Origin of the sequence: Sorangium sp. So ce375 (assembly GCF_051473855.1) — a bacterium.
Lineage (GTDB): Bacteria > Myxococcota_A > Polyangia > Polyangiales > Polyangiaceae > Sorangium.
The window spans coordinates 2,913,901-2,935,163 of the sequence record NZ_CP150335.1; the positions used below are offsets into that span (position 1 = coordinate 2,913,901).

Below are 21,263 nucleotides of genomic sequence, written 5' to 3' on the forward strand. Positions count from 1 at the left end.
GCAGCGCGCCCTCAGGGCCCGGTCGGCTTGAAGTCGAGCGGGTTGCTCGGCGCGCCCTCGTGCAGCACGCCGTCACCGAACCAGTAGACGAAGCGGGGCTCCTGCGCCCCGTCGAGGTAGGCCTCCAGCCGGACGACAGCGCCCGGGGTGGTGGCAAACGTCATCGCGTCGATGTCCGAGCCGGTCTCGGCGTGGAAATACGCGACGCCGATGTCCACGAGGCGCGTCGCGTCCGTCTTCTCGATCTCGATCCCGGCGAGGTCGATGAGCTCGGACGACGTGTCCACCGAGGCATAGATGTCGAAGCTGCAGACGACCTTGGAGGTGTTCGTGTCGCAGGTCGTCCAGAGCGTCCACGTCCCGCCCGCCGTGTACTCGACGAAGATGCCGACGCCCTCGCCCGGCTCGGTGCTCAGGGTGGCGTCCGTGTCGATGGCGACGCGCCGCACGTCGTCCGCGGGCGTCGGGGGAGCGCTGTCGTCGCCGTCGTTCTGGTCGTCATGCACGTGATGGCCATCGTGGTGGCCGTCGTCGTCGACGATGATGCAGCCGGCCGAGGCGAGGGGCGCAGCGACGAGAAGGAACGACCACAGCCCCAGTGAACGGCGCTTCACAAAGTCAGCGTAAAGAGTCATCGGATCTGCTCCTGCTCGTGAACGTCGCAAGACGTGGACCAAGCGCTATCTCGACCGCGGGCGACCGGGCGCGGGCGCCGTCCTCCCCGGAGCCGGGCCCGACGGGATGTGGATCCGGTGGCGCGCCGGCGACGACGCGCTGGGGAGCGCGCGCGGCTTCGCGCTCGGCTGCGGCGCCGGCGTCGCCGGCGGCGGCGGCCGCGGCGCGGAGAGCGACGGCGACTTGTGCGGGAGGTCGCGCGTGACGGCCGGCGTACCGACGGCGCGAGGCGCGGTGGCTGCCGGCGGCTCCGGGGCCGGGGCGGGCGACGCCGGCGTGATCGTCGGCCGCGAGGGCCGGTGCGATGCGCTCGCGCCGGCGCGGGGCAGCGGGCCCGCGTCGGACGCGCCCCGCGCCGGCAGGCCGGGCCTGGCGACCTGCGCCGGAGCCTCGCCGTCGGGCGCCCGCCGCGGGTGCTGCGGCGTGCGCAGCGAGGGCGCGGCGCGCCGGTCGTCGCTCCCCGGCGACGCCGGACGGCGCGCCGGCGGGGCCGCGAGGCGCGCGCTCGGCGCGGTGCTCCTGCGTGCGTAAGCGAGGGCGCGAGGATCCGGCCTGTCGCGGTGCCTCGGCGCGGCCGACGAGGGAACGCCGGCCTCGGCGAGCGAGGGTGAGGCAGGACGGTAGCCGCCAGGACGGATGCCGTGCGACGGGCTCGAGCGACCAGCGTCCCTGTCGCCGTCCGGGCGGACGTCGGCGCGCCCGGGTCTGCCCGCGGTCGGCCGCGCCGGCCTGTACGTGTGCGAGTGCGCGGCGATGCGCCGGACGACCTCGCGATCGCGGATGACGTGCGTGTGGACGTGGCGGTGGAACACGTGCGCCGTCGGGCAGAAGACGTACGCCGCGGGGGGAACGGTCCACAGCGAGACCGCGACGCCGCTGCTCCAGTAATAGGTGGGCGGCATCGGGGCCCAGCCGACGTAGCCGGCGTCGCCGACGCGCCAGACGACCCACGCCGGGGCGTACGTGCGCCCCGGGATCCACGCCCAGCCGTGGGAGGAGATCCAGACCCAGCGGCCGTAGTGGAAGGGGATGTGGCCCCACTCGTAGTCGCTGACCCACATCCACTCGCCGTCGTCGGTCAGCGCCCAGTGGCCTGCGGTCTGGTAGGGCGCGAAATCGGCGCCGACCACGACCGCGGAGGGCACCCAGACCGTGCCGTAGCCCGGGGTTTCGATCCAGGTGCCGTACTGGGCGAGCGGCTGCTGGAACTCGACCAGGGCGCTCGGGTCGGTGTCTTCGTATTCGTCGGCCGCCAGGTCGGCGCTCACGTGGACATCCACCTGGACCGGCGGGGGTCCGGCGGGCTGGGCGGCGGCGCTCGAGGGCGCGGCGATGAGCGCGGCGAGCAGCGGGAGCGCGCCGCCGAGCCGCCGGCGCAGGGCCCCGGGAATGCCCGGCGCCGCGGGAGCAAGGCGCAAAAGGGAAGCGGACAGCGGGAGAGGCATCGGGAGCATGATGGGTCCTTCTGGAGGGGGGTGCCAGGGAGAGGTCGGGCTGGCCTCGGGCGCTCTCAGACCTCTTCAGACGTCCCTGCGCGCTCGACCGTGCACATTGCAGGCCAGGTTCCGGGGACGCCCGACCGAGGTTGAGGCGGCGGCGCCGCGACGCCCGACCGAGGTTGAGGCGGCGACGCCCGGCCGAGGTTGAGGGAGCGGCGCGCGACCGAGGTTGAGGCGGCAGCGTCCGACCGAGGTTGAGGCGGCGGGGCGGCGCACGACCGAGGTTGAGGCGGCGACGCCCGACCGAGGTTGAGGCGGCGGGGCGACGCGCGACCGAGGTTGCGCGCCGCCCTCAATCGAGGTCGCCGTCGTCCAGCGCCGGCGTCTCCTCTCCCGAGGGCGACACCCTCCTGGGCAGCCCCGGCGGCTTCGGCAGCAGCGACAGCCGCGCGTGCGCGTCGGCCAGCTTGCGATCCGCCTCGCGCAGGCGCCGGTTCAGCACCCGGATCACCGCGTCGGCGATCTCGGCCGTCTCCCGCACGGCCTCGTTGAAATCGTCGGCGGACACCCGGAGCAGCTCCGCGTCCTCGGTCACCACGGCGGTCGAGGCCCGCGGCTCGCTGTCGAACAGCGACATCTCCCCGAACACGTCGTTCGCGCCGAGGCGCGCGATCTCGCGGCCGTCCAGGGTCAGGCTCACCTCGCCCGAGATGATCGAGTAGAGCGCGCCGCCAGGCTCGCCCTGGCGGAAGATGACGTCGCCCCGGGCCAGCGACACCACGAGCGATCCGCGCGCCAGCGCCACCAGATCGTCGCCGGCCACGCGCGAGAAGAGCGGAACACGCTGGAGGAACAGGACCTTCTCGATCGTCGTGTACATCTCATCCTCGGGGTCGATGCCCGTGCCGCCGGTGACCGCCCAGTATCGTGCGTAACGAGCCACCGCGGGATCCTCATCGGCCCGCAGCGCGGCCAGGCGCTCGCGGGCGCCCGGCGGCGACGTGACGGCGACCGCGATGGCGGCCGCCTCGCGGACCAGCGGGTCCGGATCGTAGGTCGCGGCGAGCGCGTCCCCGGCGGCGCCGGCGATGGAGCGCCGGGCGACGGCATCGAGCGCGAGCGCGGCGCTGTAGGGGTCGCCGCGCACGATCTCGTGGCGGATCCAGGAGACGACGCCGGCCTCCGGCGGCAGCGGCCTCCGGGGGAAGGCGGCGGACAGCTCGAGCAGCCGCTCGACGAGGGAGACGAGGCGCTCGCGCAGCGGGCGGTCGAGGAGCGACTCCAGCACCTCGAACGCGTTGGCCCGCAGCGCGGGATCGGGGCCGAAGACGTGGGTGCGCACGAGGGCGACGACCTCGCGCGGGTAGGCGAGCTCGCACAGACGGAGCACGCGGATGAGCCCCTTTCGCAGCCGGCGGAGCAGGTGCTGATCGAGCAGCGCGCCGACCACGCGGGGGCGCACCGCGATGTACGCCTCGCGCGTGCGGACGTGCTCGACGGTCTCGTCGTCGATGCAGGCGCGGATCACGCGCACGGGGGCCGGCGGCGCGCGCAGCGCGAGGCGCAGGCGCGACGCCGACGCGAGCACCTTCTGGCGGAGCGCCTCGTTCGGGTGATCGATCCGGGCGAGCAGCACGTCGAGCGCGTCGTGGCTGCAGAGCCGCGCGAGCACCCGGGGGATCGCGAGCCGAACGGCCCGCGGGGTGCCGTCGTCGCCGAGGCGCGCCGCGAGCTCCGGGATGGCGTCGTCGCCGAGCGCCTCGATGGCCCGGGCAGCGGCCGGCGCGAGGGCGCGCTCGGCGAGCGCGTCGGCGAGCAGGGGGAGCAGGCGCGGGTCGGCCACGCTCGACGACGAGCGCACGGCCGCGCGCCGCACCGCGGGGTCGGGATCGCCGATGAGCCGCGCGAGCGCGCGCTGGAGCGACGCGTGGCCGACGAGGCCGAGGATGCGGGCGGCGGCGACGCGATCGCGGGGCGACGGGCTGTCGAGCAGCGCGCGCAGCCGCGGCGCGCCCTCGAGCATGCCGTCGAGGCCGCAGTAGCGCAGGAGCGCGGCGATCGCGGCGGCCCGGAGCTCCTCGTCGCCGGGCGCGTCCGCGGCGGCGCGAGGCGCGCGGCCCTCCCGAGCGAGCGCGAGCAGCTCGTCGTGGGCGTCCTCCCGCAGCAGCGCGGCGAGCGCCTCGACGGCGGTGACGCGGACGTCGGTGTTCCTGTCGTGCAGCGCCGCGCGCGAAATCTTGGCGCCCTCGTCGTGCTCGAGCTCGGCCGCGAGGCGCACCGCGAGCGCGCGCACCCTGGCCGCGCCGTGGCGCGCGAGCGTGGGCACGGCCTCGCGCACGAGGGTCGGGTCGAGCTTGAGGAGCTGTTCGACCGCGAAGAGCACCTGCATCATCGCGCGGCTGTAGAGCGCCTCCTTGAGGATCGCGCCCGTCTGGGGGCCGTAGGCGACGCTCTCCGGCTCGATCTGGCGGCGCATCAGGGTCCGCCGCATGGCGTCGAAGTAGCCGCGCCGCACGAGCGGGAGCAGGGCGATCGCGGCGACGCAGAGCGGGAGCGAGTAGACGCCGATCCGCGCGGCCTCCTGGACGAGCGCGGGGCCCGTCGCGGCGGCGGTCGGCAGCGCGAGCAGGATCAGCGCGCCGAGGCCGTAGCCGAGGGGCTTGGCGATCGCGGAGACGAGCGTCCGCACCCGCTCCCGGAGCGCCGGCGGGAACGGGAAGAACAGCAGCTGCATCGTCGCGTCGTAGATGGTGAGCTGCAGCGCGTTGTCGCTCAGCTTGAGGATGGCGGCCCAGGCGAGCGAGGGCGCCGCGAGCAGCGCGACGGTGCTCGCGGTGAACGCGGCCGGCATGGCGAGCAACCCGCCGAGCACGCCGTGGCGCCGCAGGACCCGGGGGGTCGCGACGAGCTGCACGAGGAGGCCTACGACGCCGATGGCGCCGTAGAGGAACCCCATGAACCGGGTGAGGTCGTCGACGTGAGGGTAGGCGGTGAGCGCGATCGCCTTGAACTGGTAGTCGCCGATCGTGAGGACGGTGAAGAGGAGGAAGGTCAGGAGCGCGACGGTGAGGGCGTAGCGAGATCGCCACACTTCCATGCGCGGAAGGCGGGCCTGGATGAGCGCCTCGTCGCTGGACGGCGGCCGCCCGAGGGGGTACCGCCGCGCGAGCGCGGTCGTGAGCGCGGCCATGGCGAGGAGCGCCGCGATGAGCACGAACATGAGGTTCTCGGTGCCGATCCACTTGACGGCGGCGCCCGTCGCGAAGCCGCAGGCGACGGTGCCGACGACGCGCCCGCTGCCGATCAGGCCGAAGAGGCGCTTGGCGCTGCGCGGGTCGTGCAGGTCCTGGGCGACGGCCCAGACGAGGACGGCGCTGAAGTTCGCGATGATCTCGGACCAGATGTAGAAGACCAGGTACGCGGCGCGCACCTCCTGACCGATGAGCACGCGCAGCAGCGCGAACGTGGCGGCGCCGAAGAGGGCGAAGGCGACGCACAGGCGGGCGCGCGGGAGGTGGCGGGCGACGCGGTCGTAGGCGAGCGCGGCGACGGCGGAGGCGGCGCCGTACACGATCCACATCGGCGCGATCCAGGTGACGGGGAACCTGGTCAGGAAGAGCGCGTCGCGCGCCGAGCGGCCCACGACGAAGAGCAAGGCGGCGAGGAAGAGCAGGCAGAAGAGCAGCGCGGTCCGGTGCAGCTCGACGCGGGTAAGGGAGACGCCTAGGACGGCGGTGTCGGCGTCGGGCGCGGCGCTGCTCGGCGGCAGCCGGCTGGGCCGGCTCGATGTCGGGCGCACCGACGGGGTGATCCCGGACGCGGGCGCGCCTTCCGGGCGCGCGCCGGGCTGCGCGGAGCGCACCGTCTCCGGCGCCGCGGCGCGCTCCTTCGCGCTCGGCGCTGCCTTCGCGCCCGGCGCTGGAGGAGCGGCGTCGGTGGGATCCACCCGTCTCAACCTAGCCGAGCTCCCTCGAAGCGCGCGTGGTTCAGGCCACGCAGCTCGCCCGTCGGCCCATGCCGCTGCGCGGCGGTCCGCTCGCCCCGGGCGCTCGGCGCGCTCCGCGGCGTGGCTGCCAACTTGTCAGGAACGGACAGCGGCGACGGCCAGCTCGTCACCCGGCGCGCGCCAAGGTCGGCTTCGCGAGCGGCCTGCGAGGAGGCGTGCGGCGGGGCGTGCGGGGCGTTCGACGCGGCGTTCGGTGCGGCCTCCGACGTGGGCGCACCGCCGGTTTCCCTGTCGTTCGCAGGGCTGTGCGAGGCATTTGCGGCGTGGTACGAGCTGTGCTGAAAGGACGCGCCCATGGACACGACAAGGTATCTCGTGCGGTCCCGGCGGCGAGGGCGTCGGCACCTCCCCCGGCTTTGCGCGGCGGCCCTCGCGGCGGCGGCGCTCGCCGGAGGCGCGCGCCAGGCCGGCGCGGCGGTGACCATCAGCAGCGACGTGGTGCGCACCAAGCTCACGCGCTCGGACGCGGAGAACCCCCTCTGGATCAGCCATCAAGACTGCGTCACCGACAACGATCTGCAGTTCACGCTCACGCTCGACAGCGTCTCGACCAGCGAGAGCCTGGAGGTGTGGGTCACCCAGTCGACGGATTGCAGCGTGGCGGAGAATCGCCGGCCTGACGGTTACTGCAAGCCGCTGTTGACGCTCACTCCGGCGACCACGGTGACCGCCACACTGCCTGCAAAGGCGATAGCGAAGGCGCTCCTCGGCGCCGAGGACTGCAAGGTCTCGTCGCAGGCGAACACCGCTGCGGTCCAGATGACGATCTACTTCCTGCGGCTGTCCACCGCGGACGGGAACGCGGCGAGCTACGCTCCATGGGACAAGACCAAGGTGGACCTCCTGGGCCCCAAGCCGCCGACGGACGTGCAAGCGCACTCGGGCGATGGTCGTCTCCTCGTCGATTACACGCAGAACGAGGCCGATGAGGTGCTCGGTTATTATCTCTACTGCGACGACGGCGGGCAGTCCTCGTCCGGGTCGAGCGGGGCGGGGCAAGCCGGTGCCGGTGGCGGAGCCGCCGGAGGAGGCGACGGCGCAGGGGGAGCCGGCGGCGGGGCGACGAGCGGCGGCAGCTCCGGGTGCAGCTCGGCGCTCCTGGTTCCAGGGGAGATCCCGGACGCCGCGCAACGGTGCGGCAGCGTAGGGAGGGCCAGCCGCGGTGAGGCCACGGGGCTCGACAACGGCAAATCGTACGTCGTCGGTGTCGCGGCTTATGACCAGGTGGGCAATGCCGGGCCGCTGTCGGCGCTCTCCTGTGCGACCGCGACCGACGTCGACGGGTTCTTCGAGCAGTACCGGGATGCCGGCGGGCAAGCCGGGGGCGGCTTCTGCAGCATCGAAGGGCCGGTGGGGGCAGGCCGGTGGGCCGCTGCGCCCCTCGGCCTCGCCGCGGCCGGCGCGGCGCTCGGGTTGTGGCGCAGGAGCCGTCGTCGGCACGCGCGCGCGCGTTCCTTCGTGCAGGAGAGCGAATGAGCTGTCATCTCCGTCATCATGCGGTCGCCTGCCTCGCCGGCGGCGCGGCGCTCCTCGCCGCCTCCGTGGCCGGCGCGCAATCGAGCCACGCGTCGAGCGACTGGCGCCAGCACGATCGGTCGAGGATCCTGCGAGAAGAGCGCTATGCGTCGCCCCAGAGCTTCGCGTTCGAGCTCCGTTTCGGACCGTACTCTCCCGAGGTCGACGAGGAGTTCTCCGGCGCGGGCCCCTACAAGACGACCTTCGGCGACGGCCAGGAGTTCTATTTCGGGATCGAGGTCGACTGGCTGCCGCTCCGGATCCCGTACGTCGGCGCGATCGGCCCGGGGCTCGGCTGGGGGTACACGTCGGCGTCGGCGAAGGCCTTCGTGGCGGGCAGCAGCGCGAGGGCCGAGGCAGAGGAGACCTCGCTCACCATCATGCCGATGCACCTGTCGGCCGTACTCCGCGCCGACGAGCTGATGCGCCGGACGGGCGTCCCGATCGTGCCTTACGCGAAGGCGGGCCTCGGGATGGGGCTATGGACCACGTCGTCGGGCCCTGGCGTGCCGAAGCCCGATGGCGTCCGGGGGGAGGGCATCACGTGGGGCACGCACCTCGCGCTCGGCGCCATGCTCGCGCTCAACTGGCTGGACCGCCGCTCGGCCTCGCAGCTCGATGAGACGACGGGCATCAACCACACCTACTTGTTTGGCGAGTGGATGTTCGCGAACCTCGACGGGATCGGATCGCGCCCGCAGATGCACGTCGGCTCCTCGACGTGGGTCCTGGGGCTAGGCTTCGATATGTGAGGCGAGGCGCCGGGAGCGCGGCGTCGGGCGCCGGGAGCGCGGCGCCCGGCGACATGGGGCGGCGCCCGACGCCGGGAGCGCGGCGCCGGGCGCCGGGAGCGCGGCGCCCGGCGACATGGGGCGGCGCCGGCGCGCGCCTTACGGCGCGCCGCCTTCGAGCGGCGTGTTGCCGTCGTCCTCCTCGATCACCGTCGTTCCCTTTGGCCGGGCCGTGGTCGGGCGGCGCGGGGGGCTGTCGCTCGCGAAGGCCTCGACGGTTTCCTTGGTCGGGGCCCCGAAGATGGGCACGACGAGCTCGCGCGTGGTGCCCTCGCGCTCGTAGGTGATCTTGAGCTCGCTCGCGCTGGCCAGGGCGCGGTAGGCCGCGAACAGGTCGTCCGGGCGCTCCAGGGTCGCGCCGTTGACCTGGGTGACGACGTCGCCGATCTTGAGCTCGATGCCGCTCCAGTCCGCGGGCAGCGCGAGGATCTTCCAGCCGATGAACGCGCCTGCCCGGATGACCTCCTCGACCGGCACGCGCCGCAGGATCCAGGGCGGTCCCTGCAGCAGCACCCGGTCGACATCGGCGCGGGCGAGCTGCCCGGCGGGCGCCGCCTGCTTGGCCGGGGCCGCGCTCGTCGCGCGCGGCCCAGGAGCCTCCGCCGGGGCGGCCGCCTGCCGCCCGCCGCACCCTGCGAGGACGGACAAGGAGAGACATGCGCCGAGCAGGAGCCTTCTGGGCGTCGACATCGGCGGGACTATGCGCGGCGGACCCGAGGAGGCCAAGTTCGATGCGCGCTCCGCGGGCGCGAGCGGCGGCCCAGCTGAGCCGCAGGGCGGGGGGCCACCGGGTTCGCGAGGGGCGAGGAACGTCGGAGAGGGTCGGGGAGGCGGGATTTGAACCCGCGACAACGAGCACCCAAAGCTCGTGCACTACCGGACTGTGCGACTCCCCGGGCAGAGTGTCGTCCGCGAGCGGGACCATAGACGAGGCGCCCTGCCGGGGCAAGACACGTCGCGCGTCGCGTTGGCGGTCGGGCGTCGGGCGCCGGCGCCGGCGCCCGACGCCCGACCGCCAACGCGACGCCCGCATGCCTTTTCGTGGCTTTTCAGGTGCGTCGCCGCGTGAAAGGCGCTGAAATGACGGCGCTTCATGAGCGGAACGGTGGCGTCGCTGTCGGTCCATCACCTGGCCGTGGTCGTGCGCGACCTGGCGCGGGCCGAGGCGTTCTACGCGGGCGTCCTTGGATTGCCGGTGGTGCGGCGCTGGACGGACGACGCCGGCGCGCCGCGGTCGGTGTGGCTCGAGCTCGGGGGCGGCGCGTTTCTGGCCGTGGAGCGAGCGGGGGCCGCCGGGCCGATGCGCGCGGACGAGGCGCCGGGATGGCACTGCGTCGCCCTGGGGATCGCGCCGTCCGAGCGGGAGGTGTGGCGCCGCCGGCTGGTCGCGGGAGGCGTGCCCATCGAGCGGGAGAGCGCCTACACGATGTACGCGCGCGATCCCGACGGGAACCTGGTGGCGCTCAGCCACTACCCGCACACGCCGGCGGGGCCGGGCTGATGGTGTGGCGCGGGGGAGCGGGCGGCCAGGCGGGCGTGCGGGGAGAGCGGGCGGCCCCAGGCGGGCGCGCGGGGGCGGCGCGCGCCACGGGTTGGCCTGTGTGCAGTGCGCGTGGAGCGCCGTGGTGAGATGATGGAGGGTCGGGCGGCGAGGCCAGCATGCTGGAAGCTGCTCGAGGGCATGTGCGTCGAAGGGGAACGAACGAGCCGGAGGTTTCGAGATGCCGCGTTCAACGTCCGATTCCATGTCGCCCGATGGTCCCGTGTCGCTCGTGTTCCCCTGCGGGGCGATCGGGCTCGTGGGGGGCTGGCTGACGGCTGACTCTCTCGACATGACGGAGCTCGTGCCGCGTTGTCTGCTCGCGGGCGTGACCCCGATCGTGGCGGCGCTGCTAGGTCACTACCTGACGCCGCGGATCGGAGGCGCCAGGAGCGACGGCGCTGCGACGTCGGGCGCGGGCGAGGCGCCCATGGACGGCGTCCCGTGGGTGGTCGCGCCGCAGAAGTGGACCGGGCGGGGGCCGATGGTCGCGAGCGTGCTTGTCGTGTGGGCCATCGTGGTGGCCGGCGTCGTGAACGGGATGACCATCGGGCTCGTCGCGGGGCCGGCGGGGATGATCATCGGCGCGGCGTTCGGCGCCGTGTTCGCGCTGCCGTTCGTTCCGGCGCTCGCGGTGGTGCTGTTCGCGGCGAGCCGCGTCGGGCGGGCGCGCGCCGGCTCGATCGTGGCGCTCTCGGATCGGCGGGCGGTATGGGCTGCGACGGCGGCGGTGATCGCGGTGGCCCTGCAGCTCGGGTCGGGGCTGCCCGAGGCGATGGCGCCCGATCTGGCGGGCCTCGTGGCGACGATGGGGTTCGCCGTGGTGGGCGGGCTGTGCGCGCTCGACGCGGCGGCTCTGGTGAGGGTGCTGAAGCTGCCGAGGGAGCGGACCGGGGTGGGGGCAGAGATCGCAGAAGGGATTGCAGCGGAGATCGAGGCGGCGGCGATGGAGGAGGCGACCGGGGCGGGAGAAGACGGTGGGGCGAGGAGCGCTGCGCGGGCCGGGGGGCGGGGGACGGGGGAGAGGATCGATCTCGGCCTCGGGGACGAGGTGGAGGTCGAGGTGGTGAGGCCGACCCATGCTTACCGGGGGGCGCAGCAGATCGCCCGGGTGGTGCTGGGGAACCGCGAGCGCGCCGTGGCGGCGCTGCGGGCAGGGCTTGTGCGGGGCGCGGCCGCGCTGGCGATCGGGGCGGTGCTCTGGGGGCAGATGTCGAGGTGATCGAGGCGCGCGGAGGGCGCGGACGGTGGAGGAGCGCGGGCTGGCGGAAGGCGGCGGAGCGCGGGCCGGTGAGGCGTGGCGAGAGGGCGGGCCGAACGAGGGCGTGGCGCGGGATCTGGCTTGATGCGTGAGGCGAGGTGTGCCAGGGTCCGGCGCCCGTAGCGGCTGTCGCCCCTGCCCCCGTAGCTCAGTGGATAGAGCAGCGGTTTCCTAAACCGAAGGTCGCAAGTTCAATTCTTGCCGGGGGTGCCGAAGGATTTCGGGCACTTACGAGAACGGGCTCAGACGTCATGCGCTGACTGTGGGCTGATCGATCAGCCCACGGGCCGGACGCTTGCTGGGTCTGCCTTGCCCGCTGCGTCGAGGGCGGAGTCTGGTCTGCCGGGTGGGCGTAGCGCTTCGTGACGCTGGTGTCGGGGTGGCCGAAGGACTCCTTGATCTCGTCCAGCGGCGTCCGCGCCAGCCTGAGATGAGAGAGGACGCTTGGTCGCGCGGCGGATGGTGTCTCCGACGGCCGAGCTCACGGGCGCCCGCTCGGGTCATGCGTCCGCCTCGATCCACGCTCCTGCCCGATCTGCTACGCTGTGGATCATGAGTCTTCCGGCCGAAGAGCTCTTCGAGGAGGCGCTCAAGCTCCCCGAGCGTGAACGGCGCGCTTTCGCGCTGCGGCTCCTGGAGAGCGTGGGCGAGGAGTCGCTGGAAGATGTCGAACGCGCGTGGGTCGACGAGGCCCGGAGGCGCCTCGACGATATCCGGGCTGGGCGCTCCCAGCCCGTCCCCTGGGAAGAGGCTCGCGGCCGCATCTTCGCGCGCGGCTGAGATGGGCCGTCGTCCGAAATGCGATGTCCGGGATGCTCGTTTTTGCTGGGCCGCAGCTCACGGGCAGCAGGTGAAGAGCACGCTCGCGGCCTCGCCCTCGGGGCACAGCGCGTTGCCGAAGCCATACCCGATATGGAAGACCGTCTGGTCGGTGCCCGCGCACAGGGCGCTGACTTCATCATCGAGCGTCGGAAACGCCTGGCACACGTCTCCATGGTCGATCTTGCTCGTCCAGCACAGGGGCGACGGCAGCGGCTCCTTCGCCGGGCAGCACGTGTAAACGGCTCCGGTCTCCTCGCCGATCGCGCAGCCTGAGCTGTCCGGCTCGTAGTCGAGGCCGGCGAGATCCGCGCCCTCGTTCCTGCACGCGATGTAGGCCTCGTCCTTCAGATCGACGCCGTCATGGCACGTGGCATCGTAGCCCACCTCGCCCGTCCAACACGCGTCCGGCTCGGGAGGAGGAGGGGGAGGCGGGTCCCACGCGCAGCAGGAGAAGGTCGCCTTGGTGGCCTCGTTAGCGGCGCAGCTCAGCGTGTCGAGCTCGAAGTCCATGAGCGCCGCGCCCATGCCCGCGCACTTCGCATAGGCCTGATCGTGGAGAGCGGTCGTGTCGTAACACGTGAAGCCATCGCCCATTTCACCGAGCCAGCACGCGCCGGATGGCGGAGGAGGCAGCGGAGGCGGAAGGGGCGGAGGAGGCGGCTTCACGTCGTCATCGTCGCCTTTGTAGCTCGAGCCATCCGCCGCGCCGTCGCTCGTCACGCCCGCTGAGCCCGTGCCGCTGTCAGTCGCCGGCTGCTCGGCGGTGATGCAGCCAGCGCCGGCGAGAAGACCCGAAATCGAGATGCTCAGCAAGAGACCCGTCGCAAGGAAAGATCGCATCGTATCCTCCATCAAGCCCGGCGCAGGCCGGGGCAGCTTCGACGAGCGCGCCGCCGGAGCTCCGGTCGGCACGCTCTCGTCGTTTCGCTCTTCATCAACCGCAGCTGGCCTGCCGGTTTCCTCCGTCAGGCCATCTCGAGATCACGGCTCACGGGCAGCAGGTGAAGAGCGCGCTCGCTGCCTCGCCCCCGGGGCACAGCGCATTCCCGAAGCCGTACCCGATATGGAAGAGCGTCTGGTCGGTGCTCGCGCACAGGGCGCTGACTTCGTCATCGAGCGCCGGCAGCGTCTGGCACGAGCCTCCGTGGTCAACCTTGCTCGTCCAGCACATGGGCGACGGCAGCGGCTCCGCCGCCGGGCAGCACGCGTAGACGGCCCCGGTCGTCTCGCCGACCGCACAGCCAGAGCTGTCCGGATCGTAATCGAGGCCGGCGAGATCCCCGCCCCGGTTCCTGCATGTGATGTAGGCCTGGTCCTTCAGATCGATGCTGTCATGGCAGGTGAGGCCGTCGCCGAGCTGGCCGCTCCAGCACTCTGTCGGCTCGCCGTCGACGCACGTGTGCTCGATACGACCGTAGCCGCCGCCTCTGCAGGGATCGAGCAGCCTGACGTCACCGACGACGAGGCCCTTCGCGTCGCACATCGCCTCGACCTCGCTCGTCAACTCCTCCGCCGTGCGGCAGCCCGACTCTTCCTGCGCTCCCTGCGGCGACGCCGTCTCCCCGTTCGGCTCGGCTGTCGTGGCGCCGTCCGGGCCCTCCGCGCTGCTCTCGTCGCTTCGCTCACCCTTTTGCCCAGCCGCCTCCTCGAGAACGCCCTCGCCGGCGGAGCCTCGGCGCAGCGAGGGGAGCCCGCCGCGCGACGCATGGAGCGGCGGACGTTCCGGGACGTCGACCCACCCCGGGCTCGACGGGAGCGCGACGGCCGGCGGCTGGATGTGCGCGCGCGGCGGTGGGGCCGGGAGGCGGTCTTTGGGGAGCTCGCTGCGGCGCTCGCGGACGGGCGCGTCGCGCGCGTCCGGCGGCGCTGACGAGCTGTGCGGCGCAGGGGGCGAGGTCGTCGGCGGCGGCGCTTCCGAGCTGCGCGGCGCAGGGGGCGAGGTCCTCGGCGGCGGCGCGAGCCGGCGGGACGGCTCCCGGAGCAGCGGAGCGAAGATCCGGGGCGTCGCCGGCGGGTGGCCGTCGGCCGGCGGGGATTCCGGGCTCCCGCCGTCCGCGAGGGGGCGATCGCCGACGATGCCGACCGCGGGATCGACGGCAGCGCCGCGCGCGGAGACGTCAGAGAGCGTCGGGCGCTGGAGGGCGGCCCCGAGGGCGACCGCGGCCGTCGCGGCGGCGATGGCCAGCACGAGCGGGCGCCCCAGGGGTCGCGCGAGGGAAGGGCGCGCCCCGCGCAGCCGCGCACCGAGGCGCGCGGCTGCGCGGGGCGACGGCGGCGCCGCCGCGAGCCGCTCGTCGACCTCGCGCAACAACGCGAGCAGGTCACGCTCTCGCGTCATGGCCCCACCTCCCATCCCGCGTCGCGGAGCCGCGCGACGGCCTTCTGGATGAGCTTGCACACGTACCCTTTGGAGTGGCCAAGGACGCTCCCGATCTCCTCCTGCTCCTTGCCGTCGAGATAGAACATCGAGAAAGCGACCTGCTCCTTGGGAGGCAGCTCGCCCAGCGCCTTGAACGCCCGACGCAGATCGTCGCGCGCGATGGCCACCTCTTCCAGCATCGGGCGCGGATCGGCCTCGTCCTGCCCGAGCAGCCAGCGAATGGGCGGGAGGGCGAGGAAGCGATCCCGCCGCAGGCGGTTCAGGCAGCGATTCGAGGTCGCCCGGTACAGCCATCCTTCGAGGTTGTCTCGATCGGTCAGCGTCGCGAGCGCCTTCATCAGGTCGAGAAACACGTCCTGCGTCACGTCCTCTGCCCAGGCCACATCGCCGCGGCCGTAACGGAGGGCGAGGCGGTAGACCAGGTGATGGTGGCGGCGGTACAGCGCCTCGACGTCCTGCGCCGCTGCGCCCGAGCCCCGCGCCCTGGACGCCGGGAGGCCCGGCGACGACATGGGCGCGGCGTGCTCGGACGGGTCGTCCCGCTCGCCTCCGCCGGGGCGGGAGAGCAGCTCCTCCGCCCGGGCCTGCGGGCCGAGCTGAGAGCGCGCGGCGAGGTTCACGGGAGCCTCCGCGCGAGGGACCCGTCCGCCGCGATGCACCATGAGCCGACCACCGTCATCCAGGACACTACACAACCGAGCTCGCCGTCGGTTTCCTCTCCGCGCGCCGATCGCGACGGGCGCGCGCGCCGCGGGGGGACGCTCGCGGCGCGCGCACCCGGGATCTCCCCGCGGGTGCGGGGCGCTGCTGTCGAGAAATGCATCGATTTCCCGACTCGCTGGCGTCGGCGGGGACCGCTACGCGGTCTGCGACGCGGGGCTCAAGGCGTTCGCGGAGGCGGCGCTCCCGGAGAAGCAGGTGCAGATCCGGTGGATGAGGATCACGCTGCGCGAAAGCGTCGTGCAGGTCCTCGTCGTCTCCTGAGCGCCGCGCTCCGCCGGCGGCTCAGCGCTCCTCGACCACGACGTCGACGTCGCCCTCGACCCGGAGCACGTTGACCTCGACCGCGTCGCGCCGCGTCCTCCGGAACTCCAGATCGACGCGGCCGTCCGCCACGGCCAGCCCGCGCACCGTGGCGCGGCGAACGAGCCGGGGCAGGACGGGGCGAACGATGCGCAGGCGCCGCTCGAAGCCGTCGGGCTCGAGCCCGAGGAGCGAGGCGAGCATGTACGGGACGGCCCCGGCGGCCCACGCCTGCGGGTGACACGCGACGGGGTAGTGGACCGGAGCGCCGTGCTCGGAGCGCGGGAAGCCGCAGAAGAGCTCCGGCAGCCGGTACATTCGATAATGCATGGCGGCCCTCACGATGCCGCCGAACACGGTGCGCGCCTCGCTGTCGAGGCCGTAGCGGCGGAGCCCGGCGGCGATCAGGGCGTTGTCGTGGGGCCACACGGTCCCGCGGTGATAGGACATCGGATTGTAGGCCTCCTCGTCCGACGCGAGCGTGCGGATACCCCAGCCCGAATACATGCTCTCGGACATCAGGCGCTCCGCGCACGTCCGCGCCCTGGACGGCTCGGCGATGCCCGCCCACAGCGCGTGTCCGGCGTTGGACGAGCACACCGCGGCGCGGTGGCCGCCGTCCACGAGCGCCAGCGCATACACGCCTCGCTCCGGGAGCCAGAAATCCCGCTCGAAGCGCTCCTTCAGGTCCGCGGCCTCGCGCCGGAGCCGCGCGGCCATCTCCCGCTCGCTCGCGCGCTCGAACAGATCGGCGAGCCCCGACTTGGCCATGTACACATAGGCCTGCACCTCGACGAGCGCGATCGGCGGCTTCGCGATCTGCCCCTGTTCATTGACGATCGCGTCGCCGGAGTCCTTCCACCCCTGGTTGATGAGACCCGATTTCGAGGTCGAGTCGTACGCCAGGTAGCCGTTGATCTCCGGGTGAGCCTCGGGGCTCGACAGCCACCCGAGCGCCGCGTCGATGTTCTCCCTGAGCTCGTGGAAGACGTCGAGTCGACCTGCCCACGCCGCGTGCCGCGCGATCAGGATCAGGAACAGGGCGGTCGTGTCGACGCTCCCGTAATACGGTGTCTCGGGGATCTCGCCGACCCGCGCGAGCTCGCCGACCCGGAGCTCGTGCAGGATCTTGCCCGGCTGCTCGTCGCGCCACGGATCCCGCTCGCGCGCCTGGAACCGCGCGAGCAGCCGCAGCGTATCGACGGCGACGGTCCGCTGGTAGGGCAGCACCTCGAGCGCCGTGATCAGGCTGTCGCGGCCGAAGAGGGCCGTGAACCACGGCACGCCGGCGGCGAAGAACGTGTCGTGATCGAGCGCGGTCCGCAGGAGGAGCAGGTCGGCGAACGACCGCGCGAGGACGCGATTGACGAGCAGGCTGTCGGTCTCGACGTGGGCCCTCTCCTGCGCCTGCGCGGAGATGCGCTCCTCGACCCGCCGCTTCGCCGCCGCGACGTCCGCCCCGGAGCACGATGGCGCGCGCCGATGGGCGGGCGCCGCGTCAGAGGACTCCGAGAGCGAGATCACGAGGGAGATCGGCTGGCTGTGCCCGGGCGGCAGCCGGACGCGGAAGCGCGCGGAGGTGCCGTCGATCGCGTCCGGCCGGCAGCCCCAGCGGATGGTCACGGCGCGCTGGAGGCCGTCGGCGCCATCGTACGAGAAGCACAGCTCCTCGTCGCTCGCCGTCGGGGCGTGGAGCTTCCCCAGCGCCTCGGGCATGAGGCCGCGGACCGCGTAAATGTCCTCGAACTCGGCGCGGAAGGTCAGCTTCACCTCGAGGTCGACCGCCGAGCGAGCATAGTTGTGAACAATGATGTTCTCGTAGACCGCGGTCGCGTCGCCGTCGATGGCACGCTCCCACCGGAGGCCGATCTCGTGCTGGGACATGAAGTGTCCGTCGCGCATCGGGATCCGGGGGTTCGCGAGCCGGAAGACGCCGACATGGTCTGCCTCCGCGGTCGAGGCGAGCACCTCCGGCCGGGCGTCGTCGAGCTCGACGGTGTAGCCGTTCAGGAACCGGCAATCATGGTAGTAGAGACCAAAGCCGTGCTCGCCACGCAGGGGGATGGCGCCGCCCGGCTCGGTGACAAGGAAGACGCCGCCCTGCTTCAGGACGATCGCATCCGCGATGCTCTCCGCCATCGAGGAGGTGCCCTGGGTGAGCACTTGCTCCTTGCGCTCGTGCCGTTCGCCCGGCGAGCGTTCACCCGTTCCGGTGTCGGACCGCGGCCGGCGCTCGCTCCCTGGCTCAGCGCGGCGAGTCGACTCATGAGCTCCCATCACGCCTCCTTTGCGGCAACCGATGCGGTAACCGAGCGGTCGGCGCGGGCAGGCCAGGCCGTCGGAGCCGGCGCACTGGCGCGCCGGGTCTCGCCTGAGCCTCCCGCGCCCCTCACCAAAGGCGCCAGCGTTCGTGACGCGCGCGCGCCGCCACGGCCGCGAAGGCCCCCAGGGCGAGCGCGACGCCCGCCGCGACGGCGCCGCGCCGGGCGGTGCGGCCTACCTGGCCGTCGGCGCCGCGCAGGCTCGCCGTCGGCGCGAGCAGCCCCGCCGCCGCGAGCGCCGCGGCCGCGACGCCCGCCGCCGGGAGCCACCGCTCGCGCCGCGCCCGCCGCCGCTCGGCCACGAGCCGGCGGCCGCCCGCCCAGAGGAGCGCCGCGCCCGCCGGCGCCGCGGCGAGCGCCGCCACCGTCGTCCGCGGCGTCATGTAGACCTCCGCGGGCCCCGGCAGGTAGGCGCGCTCGGGGTAGTCGCCCGCCGGCCCCGCGGGGCCGTGAAGCGCCGCCATGCGCACGACCTCGGCGAGGTGCAGCGCCTGCCTGTCGGTCGTCTGCTTGATCTGCTCGCGGCAGCTGAAGCCGTCGGCCACGATCAGCGCGTCCGCCGGCGCCGAGCGGACGGCGGGCAAGAGCGCGCGCTCGCCGCACCGGATCGAGACGTCGTACTTGTCGCCCCTCTCGAAGCCGAACGCGCCCGCCATCCCGCAGCAGCCGGAGTCGAGGAGCTCGACGTCGAGGCCCATGCCGCGGAGCACGTCGCGCTCGCTGCCCATGTCCAGGATCGCCTTGTGATGGCAGTGGCCGTGCACCACCGCGCGCCGATCGAGGCGCGGCAGCTCGCCCCCGCGCGCGCCGGGCAGAGGCCGGCGAGGGTCGCCCTCCGCCGCCCCCTTCAGGAAGTCGCCGAACATGTGCGTCTGCTGCCGGAGCTTCGTCGCCAGCGGGTCGTCGGGGAAGAGCCCATGCAGCTCGTCGCGGAAGACCGAGACGCAGCTCGGCTCGAGGCCGACCACCGGCACGCCGCGCTCGATCGGGTCGCGCAGCGCGCTCATCACGTCCCGCAGCAGGCGCTTGGCCGTCTTCAGGAAGCCGAAGTCGTAGAGGGGCCGGCCACAGCAGAGCTGGGGCTCCGGGACGATCACCTCGTAGCCCGCCCACTCGAGCACCTCGGTCGCGGCGATCGCGGTGTCCGGGAAGAAGTGATCGTTGAACGTGTCCGGCCAGAGCAAGACCTGCGGCGCGCCGGCGTTGCGCCGCGGCCGGCCCTGGAACCACTGCCTGAACGACGTCCGCGCGAACGGCGGGATGCTGCGCTCGGGCGCGATGCCCGCGATCCTCTTCGCCACCGCCGCGAGCGCGGGCGTCTGCGTCACGAGGTTCGCGAGCCCAGGCACGCGCTGCCCGAGGCGGGCCCACCAGTGGATGAGCCCCATCGAGTACGCGGCGCGCGGCCGGAGCCGCCCCGCGTAGTAGTGCGACAGGAACTCCGCCTTGTAGGTGGCCATGTCGACGTTGACCGGGCACTCGCCCTTGCACCCCTTGCAGGCCAGGCACAGGTCGAGCGACTCGCGCACCTCGTGGTCGCGGAAGCCCCGGAGCTCGCCCCCCTCCAGCATCTCGAAGAGCAGGTGCGCCCGCCCGCGCGTCGTGTGCTCCTCCTCATGCGTCACCATGTAGCTCGGGCACATCGTGCCGCCGTCGTGGCGCCGGCACTTGCCCACGCCCACGCAGCGCAGGGTCGCGCGCGTGAAGTCGCCGTCGTCGTCCGGGAAGCGGAAGTGGGTCTCCACGGCGGCGGGGCGGAAGTCGGCGCCGAGGCGGAGGTTCTCGTCGACGCGGTACGGGTCGACGACCTTGCCGGGGTTCATCCGCCCTTCCGGGTCCCAGGCGGCCTTGAAGCGGCGGAACGCCTCGATGAGCTCCTCGCCGTACATCTTCGGCAGGAACTGCGCGCGCGCCTGGCCGTCGCCGTGCTCCCCGGAGAGCGAGCCGCCGTAGCGGACCACGAGATCTGTCGCCTGGTCGAGGAAGCTCGTCCAGTTGCGGATGCCCTCGGCCGACGCCACGTCGAAGTCCACGCGGCAGTGCACGCAGGCCTGCCCGAAGTGGCCGTAGAGCGCCGGCTGATAGCCGTGGCGATCGAAGAGCGCGCGCAGGTCGCGGAGGTACCCGCCCAGGTTGTCCGGGTGCACGGCCGAGTCCTCCCAGCCGGGCCACGTATCCGGCTCGCCCGGGACGCGCGCCGTCGCGCCGAGGCCGGATTTGCGCACCTCCCAGAGCGCCTGCTCCTGCTCGGGGTCGTCGTACAGCTTCATCGGCGGCGGGTTCGCCCCGCGTCCGAGGACCTGCATGGCGGCTCGCGCCCGCGCGTCGGCCTCGTCCCGGCTGTCGCCCCCGAACTCGGCCAGCAGGAAGCCGCGGCCCTCCGGGAGGTAGCGCAGGTAGCGCTCGTTCAGCCCCTTCTTGTGCATGTCCTCGATGAGCCGGTGGTCGATCCCCTCGAGGGCGATCGGCCCGAAGCGCATCACCTCGGGGACGTGGTCACCGCTGGAGAACACGTCCGGGTAGCCGAGCACGAGCAGCGACCGGAACCTGGGCCAGTCGACGAGGCGCAGGGTGGCCTCGAGCACCGTGACGCACGTCCCCTCGGTGCCGACCAGGGCGCGCGCCACGTGGAAGCCGTTCTCCGGCAAGAGCTCGTCGAGGTTGTAGCCCGACACGCGGCGCGGGATCCGCGGGTAGCGGGCGCGGATGAGATCGGCGTACCGGTCGCGGATGGCGCGCAGCTCGGCGTAGATGCGCCCGCGCCGCCCGCCCGCGCGGACGATGGCCTCGATCTCTTCCTCGCTCGTCGGCCCCACCCGCATCCGCAGGCCGTCGTACGTCAGCACCTCGAGCTCGTGTACGTTGTCGGCGGTGCGCCCGCCGAGCACCGAGTGCACCCCGCACGAGTTGTTGCCGATCATCCCGCCGAGCGTGCAGTACTCGTGGGTCGACGGATCCGGCGCGAAGGTCAGGTCGAGCTCGTTCGCGGCGTTGCGCAGGGTGTCGAGCACCGTGCCCGGCAGCACCCTGGCGCGCTTGTGCGCGGGGTCGAGCTCCAGGACGGCGCGCATGTACTTCGAGAAGTCGAGCACGACCGCGACGTTGCACGTCTGCCCGGCGAGGCTCGTGCCGCCCCCGCGCGCGACGATGGGCGCGCCGTGGCGGCGGCACGCGGCGATGGCGGCGATCACGTCGTCCTTGTGGCGCGGCACGACGACGCCGATCGGCAGCTGCCGGTAGTTCGAGCCGTCGGTCGCGTAGAGCGCCCGGTCGCCCGCGGTGAAGCGGACCTCGCCCTCGACCGTGCGCGAGAGGTCGTCCGCGAGCGCCTCCACCTCGGGGCCGGCCGCGGGCGCGAGCCGCACGCGCCGCTCGCCGGGGAAGCGGATCACGCCGCGATCGATCTCGCGCTGCACGGCCTCGGCCGGCCGGTCCTCCGCGGGCGCCCTCTTCTGCTCCTGTTCCTGATCGACGTGCTGCATGATCTCTC

At 73.2% G+C, this 21,263-nt stretch carries 14 protein-coding genes and 2 tRNA genes; 6 read left to right on the forward strand and 10 right to left on the reverse strand.

Annotated features, from left to right (window positions below; genetic code table 11):
• Window positions 1–11: 11 nt before the first annotated feature.
• The 3 genes from WME90_RS11105 to WME90_RS11115 form a co-directional block, all read right to left on the reverse strand.
• Window positions 12–635, reverse strand: coding sequence for a hypothetical protein (locus WME90_RS11105; RefSeq protein WP_437281068.1), 624 nt, complete (start codon window positions 633–635; stop codon window positions 12–14).
• 45 nt (window positions 636–680) lie between these two features.
• Window positions 681–2,129 carry a DUF6600 domain-containing protein gene (locus tag WME90_RS11110; RefSeq protein ID WP_437281069.1) on the reverse strand — a complete coding sequence of 483 codons (1,449 nt, stop codon included), beginning with the start codon at window positions 2,127–2,129 and terminating at the stop codon, window positions 681–683.
• A 337-nt stretch (window positions 2,130–2,466) separates the two neighbouring features.
• Complete coding sequence (locus WME90_RS11115) at window positions 2,467–6,060, reverse strand: HEAT repeat domain-containing protein (RefSeq protein ID WP_437281070.1); 3,594 nt, start codon at window positions 6,058–6,060, stop codon at window positions 2,467–2,469.
• A 354-nt stretch (window positions 6,061–6,414) separates the two neighbouring features.
• Here WME90_RS11115 and WME90_RS11120 point away from each other — a divergent pair, with 354 nt between their 5' ends.
• Both WME90_RS11120 and WME90_RS11125 read left to right on the forward strand, forming a co-directional pair.
• Window positions 6,415–7,596 carry a hypothetical protein gene (locus WME90_RS11120; protein WP_437281071.1) on the forward strand — a complete coding sequence of 394 codons (1,182 nt, stop codon included), beginning with the start codon at window positions 6,415–6,417 and terminating at the stop codon, window positions 7,594–7,596.
• Window positions 7,593–8,387: an MXAN_2562 family outer membrane beta-barrel protein gene (locus WME90_RS11125; protein ID WP_437281072.1), complete on the forward strand. Its 795-nt coding sequence runs from the start codon at window positions 7,593–7,595 to the stop codon at window positions 8,385–8,387. The genes WME90_RS11120 and WME90_RS11125 overlap by 4 nt, the downstream gene beginning before the upstream one ends.
• A 138-nt stretch (window positions 8,388–8,525) precedes the next feature.
• Here the strand turns inward: WME90_RS11125 and WME90_RS11130 are convergent, their stop codons facing one another.
• Both WME90_RS11130 and WME90_RS11135 read right to left on the reverse strand, forming a co-directional pair.
• A complete protein-coding gene (locus WME90_RS11130) occupies window positions 8,526–9,116 on the reverse strand; it encodes a serine protease (protein ID WP_437281073.1) in 591 nt (196 codons plus the stop codon).
• 132 nt (window positions 9,117–9,248) lie between these two features.
• Window positions 9,249–9,322 (reverse strand) — tRNA-Pro (locus WME90_RS11135).
• 197 nt (window positions 9,323–9,519) lie between these two features.
• Between WME90_RS11135 and WME90_RS11140 the strand changes: the two genes are divergently transcribed.
• The 4 genes from WME90_RS11140 (at window position 9,520) to WME90_RS11155 (ending at window position 12,007) form a co-directional block, all read left to right on the forward strand.
• On the forward strand, window positions 9,520–9,927 hold the full coding sequence (locus WME90_RS11140; RefSeq protein WP_437281074.1) for a VOC family protein: 408 nt from the start codon (window positions 9,520–9,522) through the stop codon (window positions 9,925–9,927).
• A gap of 244 nt (window positions 9,928–10,171) precedes the next feature.
• On the forward strand, window positions 10,172–11,188 hold the full coding sequence (locus tag WME90_RS11145; RefSeq protein ID WP_437281075.1) for a hypothetical protein: 1,017 nt from the start codon (window positions 10,172–10,174) through the stop codon (window positions 11,186–11,188).
• A 176-nt stretch (window positions 11,189–11,364) separates the two neighbouring features.
• A tRNA-Arg gene (locus tag WME90_RS11150) sits at window positions 11,365–11,437 on the forward strand.
• A 342-nt stretch (window positions 11,438–11,779) separates the two neighbouring features.
• Entirely contained in the window at window positions 11,780–12,007 is a 228-nt protein-coding gene (locus WME90_RS11155) for an addiction module protein (protein WP_437281076.1), read from the forward strand.
• Between the two features lie 57 nt (window positions 12,008–12,064).
• On the opposite strand, the gene WME90_RS11160 is transcribed toward WME90_RS11155, so the two are convergent.
• The 5 genes from WME90_RS11160 to WME90_RS11180 form a co-directional block, all read right to left on the reverse strand.
• Window positions 12,065–12,889, reverse strand: a complete 825-nt coding sequence (locus WME90_RS11160; RefSeq protein ID WP_437281077.1) for a hypothetical protein — start codon at window positions 12,887–12,889, stop codon at window positions 12,065–12,067.
• A gap of 148 nt (window positions 12,890–13,037) precedes the next feature.
• On the reverse strand, window positions 13,038–14,387 hold the full coding sequence (locus tag WME90_RS11165; protein WP_437281078.1) for a hypothetical protein: 1,350 nt from the start codon (window positions 14,385–14,387) through the stop codon (window positions 13,038–13,040).
• Window positions 14,384–15,049: an RNA polymerase sigma factor gene (locus WME90_RS11170; RefSeq protein WP_437281079.1), complete on the reverse strand. Its 666-nt coding sequence runs from the start codon at window positions 15,047–15,049 to the stop codon at window positions 14,384–14,386. The genes WME90_RS11165 and WME90_RS11170 overlap by 4 nt, the downstream gene beginning before the upstream one ends.
• Window positions 15,050–15,434: 385 nt before the next feature.
• On the reverse strand, window positions 15,435–17,615 hold the full coding sequence (locus WME90_RS11175) for an amylo-alpha-1,6-glucosidase (RefSeq protein WP_437281080.1): 2,181 nt from the start codon (window positions 17,613–17,615) through the stop codon (window positions 15,435–15,437).
• A 226-nt stretch (window positions 17,616–17,841) separates the two neighbouring features.
• The gene (locus tag WME90_RS11180; protein ID WP_437281081.1) at window positions 17,842–21,255 is read right to left on the reverse strand and encodes an FAD-binding and (Fe-S)-binding domain-containing protein; all 3,414 of its coding nucleotides are present in this window, start codon (window positions 21,253–21,255) and stop codon (window positions 17,842–17,844) included.
• Window positions 21,256–21,263: the final 8 nt, after the last annotated feature.

Bases quoted from the DNA above. Each gene is read 5' to 3' on its own strand.
- WME90_RS11140 (WP_437281074.1), top strand. From the start codon at position 9,520: ATGAGCGGAACGGTGGCGTCGCTGTCGGTCCATCACCTGGCCGTGGTC.
- WME90_RS11165 (WP_437281078.1), bottom strand. From the start codon at position 14,387: ATGACGCGAGAGCGTGACCTGCTCGCGTTGTTGCGCGAGGTCGACGAG.
- WME90_RS11155 (WP_437281076.1), top strand. From the start codon at position 11,780: ATGAGTCTTCCGGCCGAAGAGCTCTTCGAGGAGGCGCTCAAGCTCCCC.
- WME90_RS11120 (WP_437281071.1), top strand. From the start codon at position 6,415: ATGGACACGACAAGGTATCTCGTGCGGTCCCGGCGGCGAGGGCGTCGG.
- WME90_RS11130 (WP_437281073.1), bottom strand. From the start codon at position 9,116: ATGTCGACGCCCAGAAGGCTCCTGCTCGGCGCATGTCTCTCCTTGTCC.
- WME90_RS11160 (WP_437281077.1), bottom strand. From the start codon at position 12,889: ATGCGATCTTTCCTTGCGACGGGTCTCTTGCTGAGCATCTCGATTTCG.
- WME90_RS11110 (WP_437281069.1), bottom strand. From the start codon at position 2,129: ATGCTCCCGATGCCTCTCCCGCTGTCCGCTTCCCTTTTGCGCCTTGCT.
- WME90_RS11105 (WP_437281068.1), bottom strand. From the start codon at position 635: ATGACTCTTTACGCTGACTTTGTGAAGCGCCGTTCACTGGGGCTGTGG.
- WME90_RS11125 (WP_437281072.1), top strand. From the start codon at position 7,593: ATGAGCTGTCATCTCCGTCATCATGCGGTCGCCTGCCTCGCCGGCGGC.
- WME90_RS11145 (WP_437281075.1), top strand. From the start codon at position 10,172: ATGTCGCCCGATGGTCCCGTGTCGCTCGTGTTCCCCTGCGGGGCGATC.
- WME90_RS11180 (WP_437281081.1), bottom strand. From the start codon at position 21,255: ATGCAGCACGTCGATCAGGAACAGGAGCAGAAGAGGGCGCCCGCGGAG.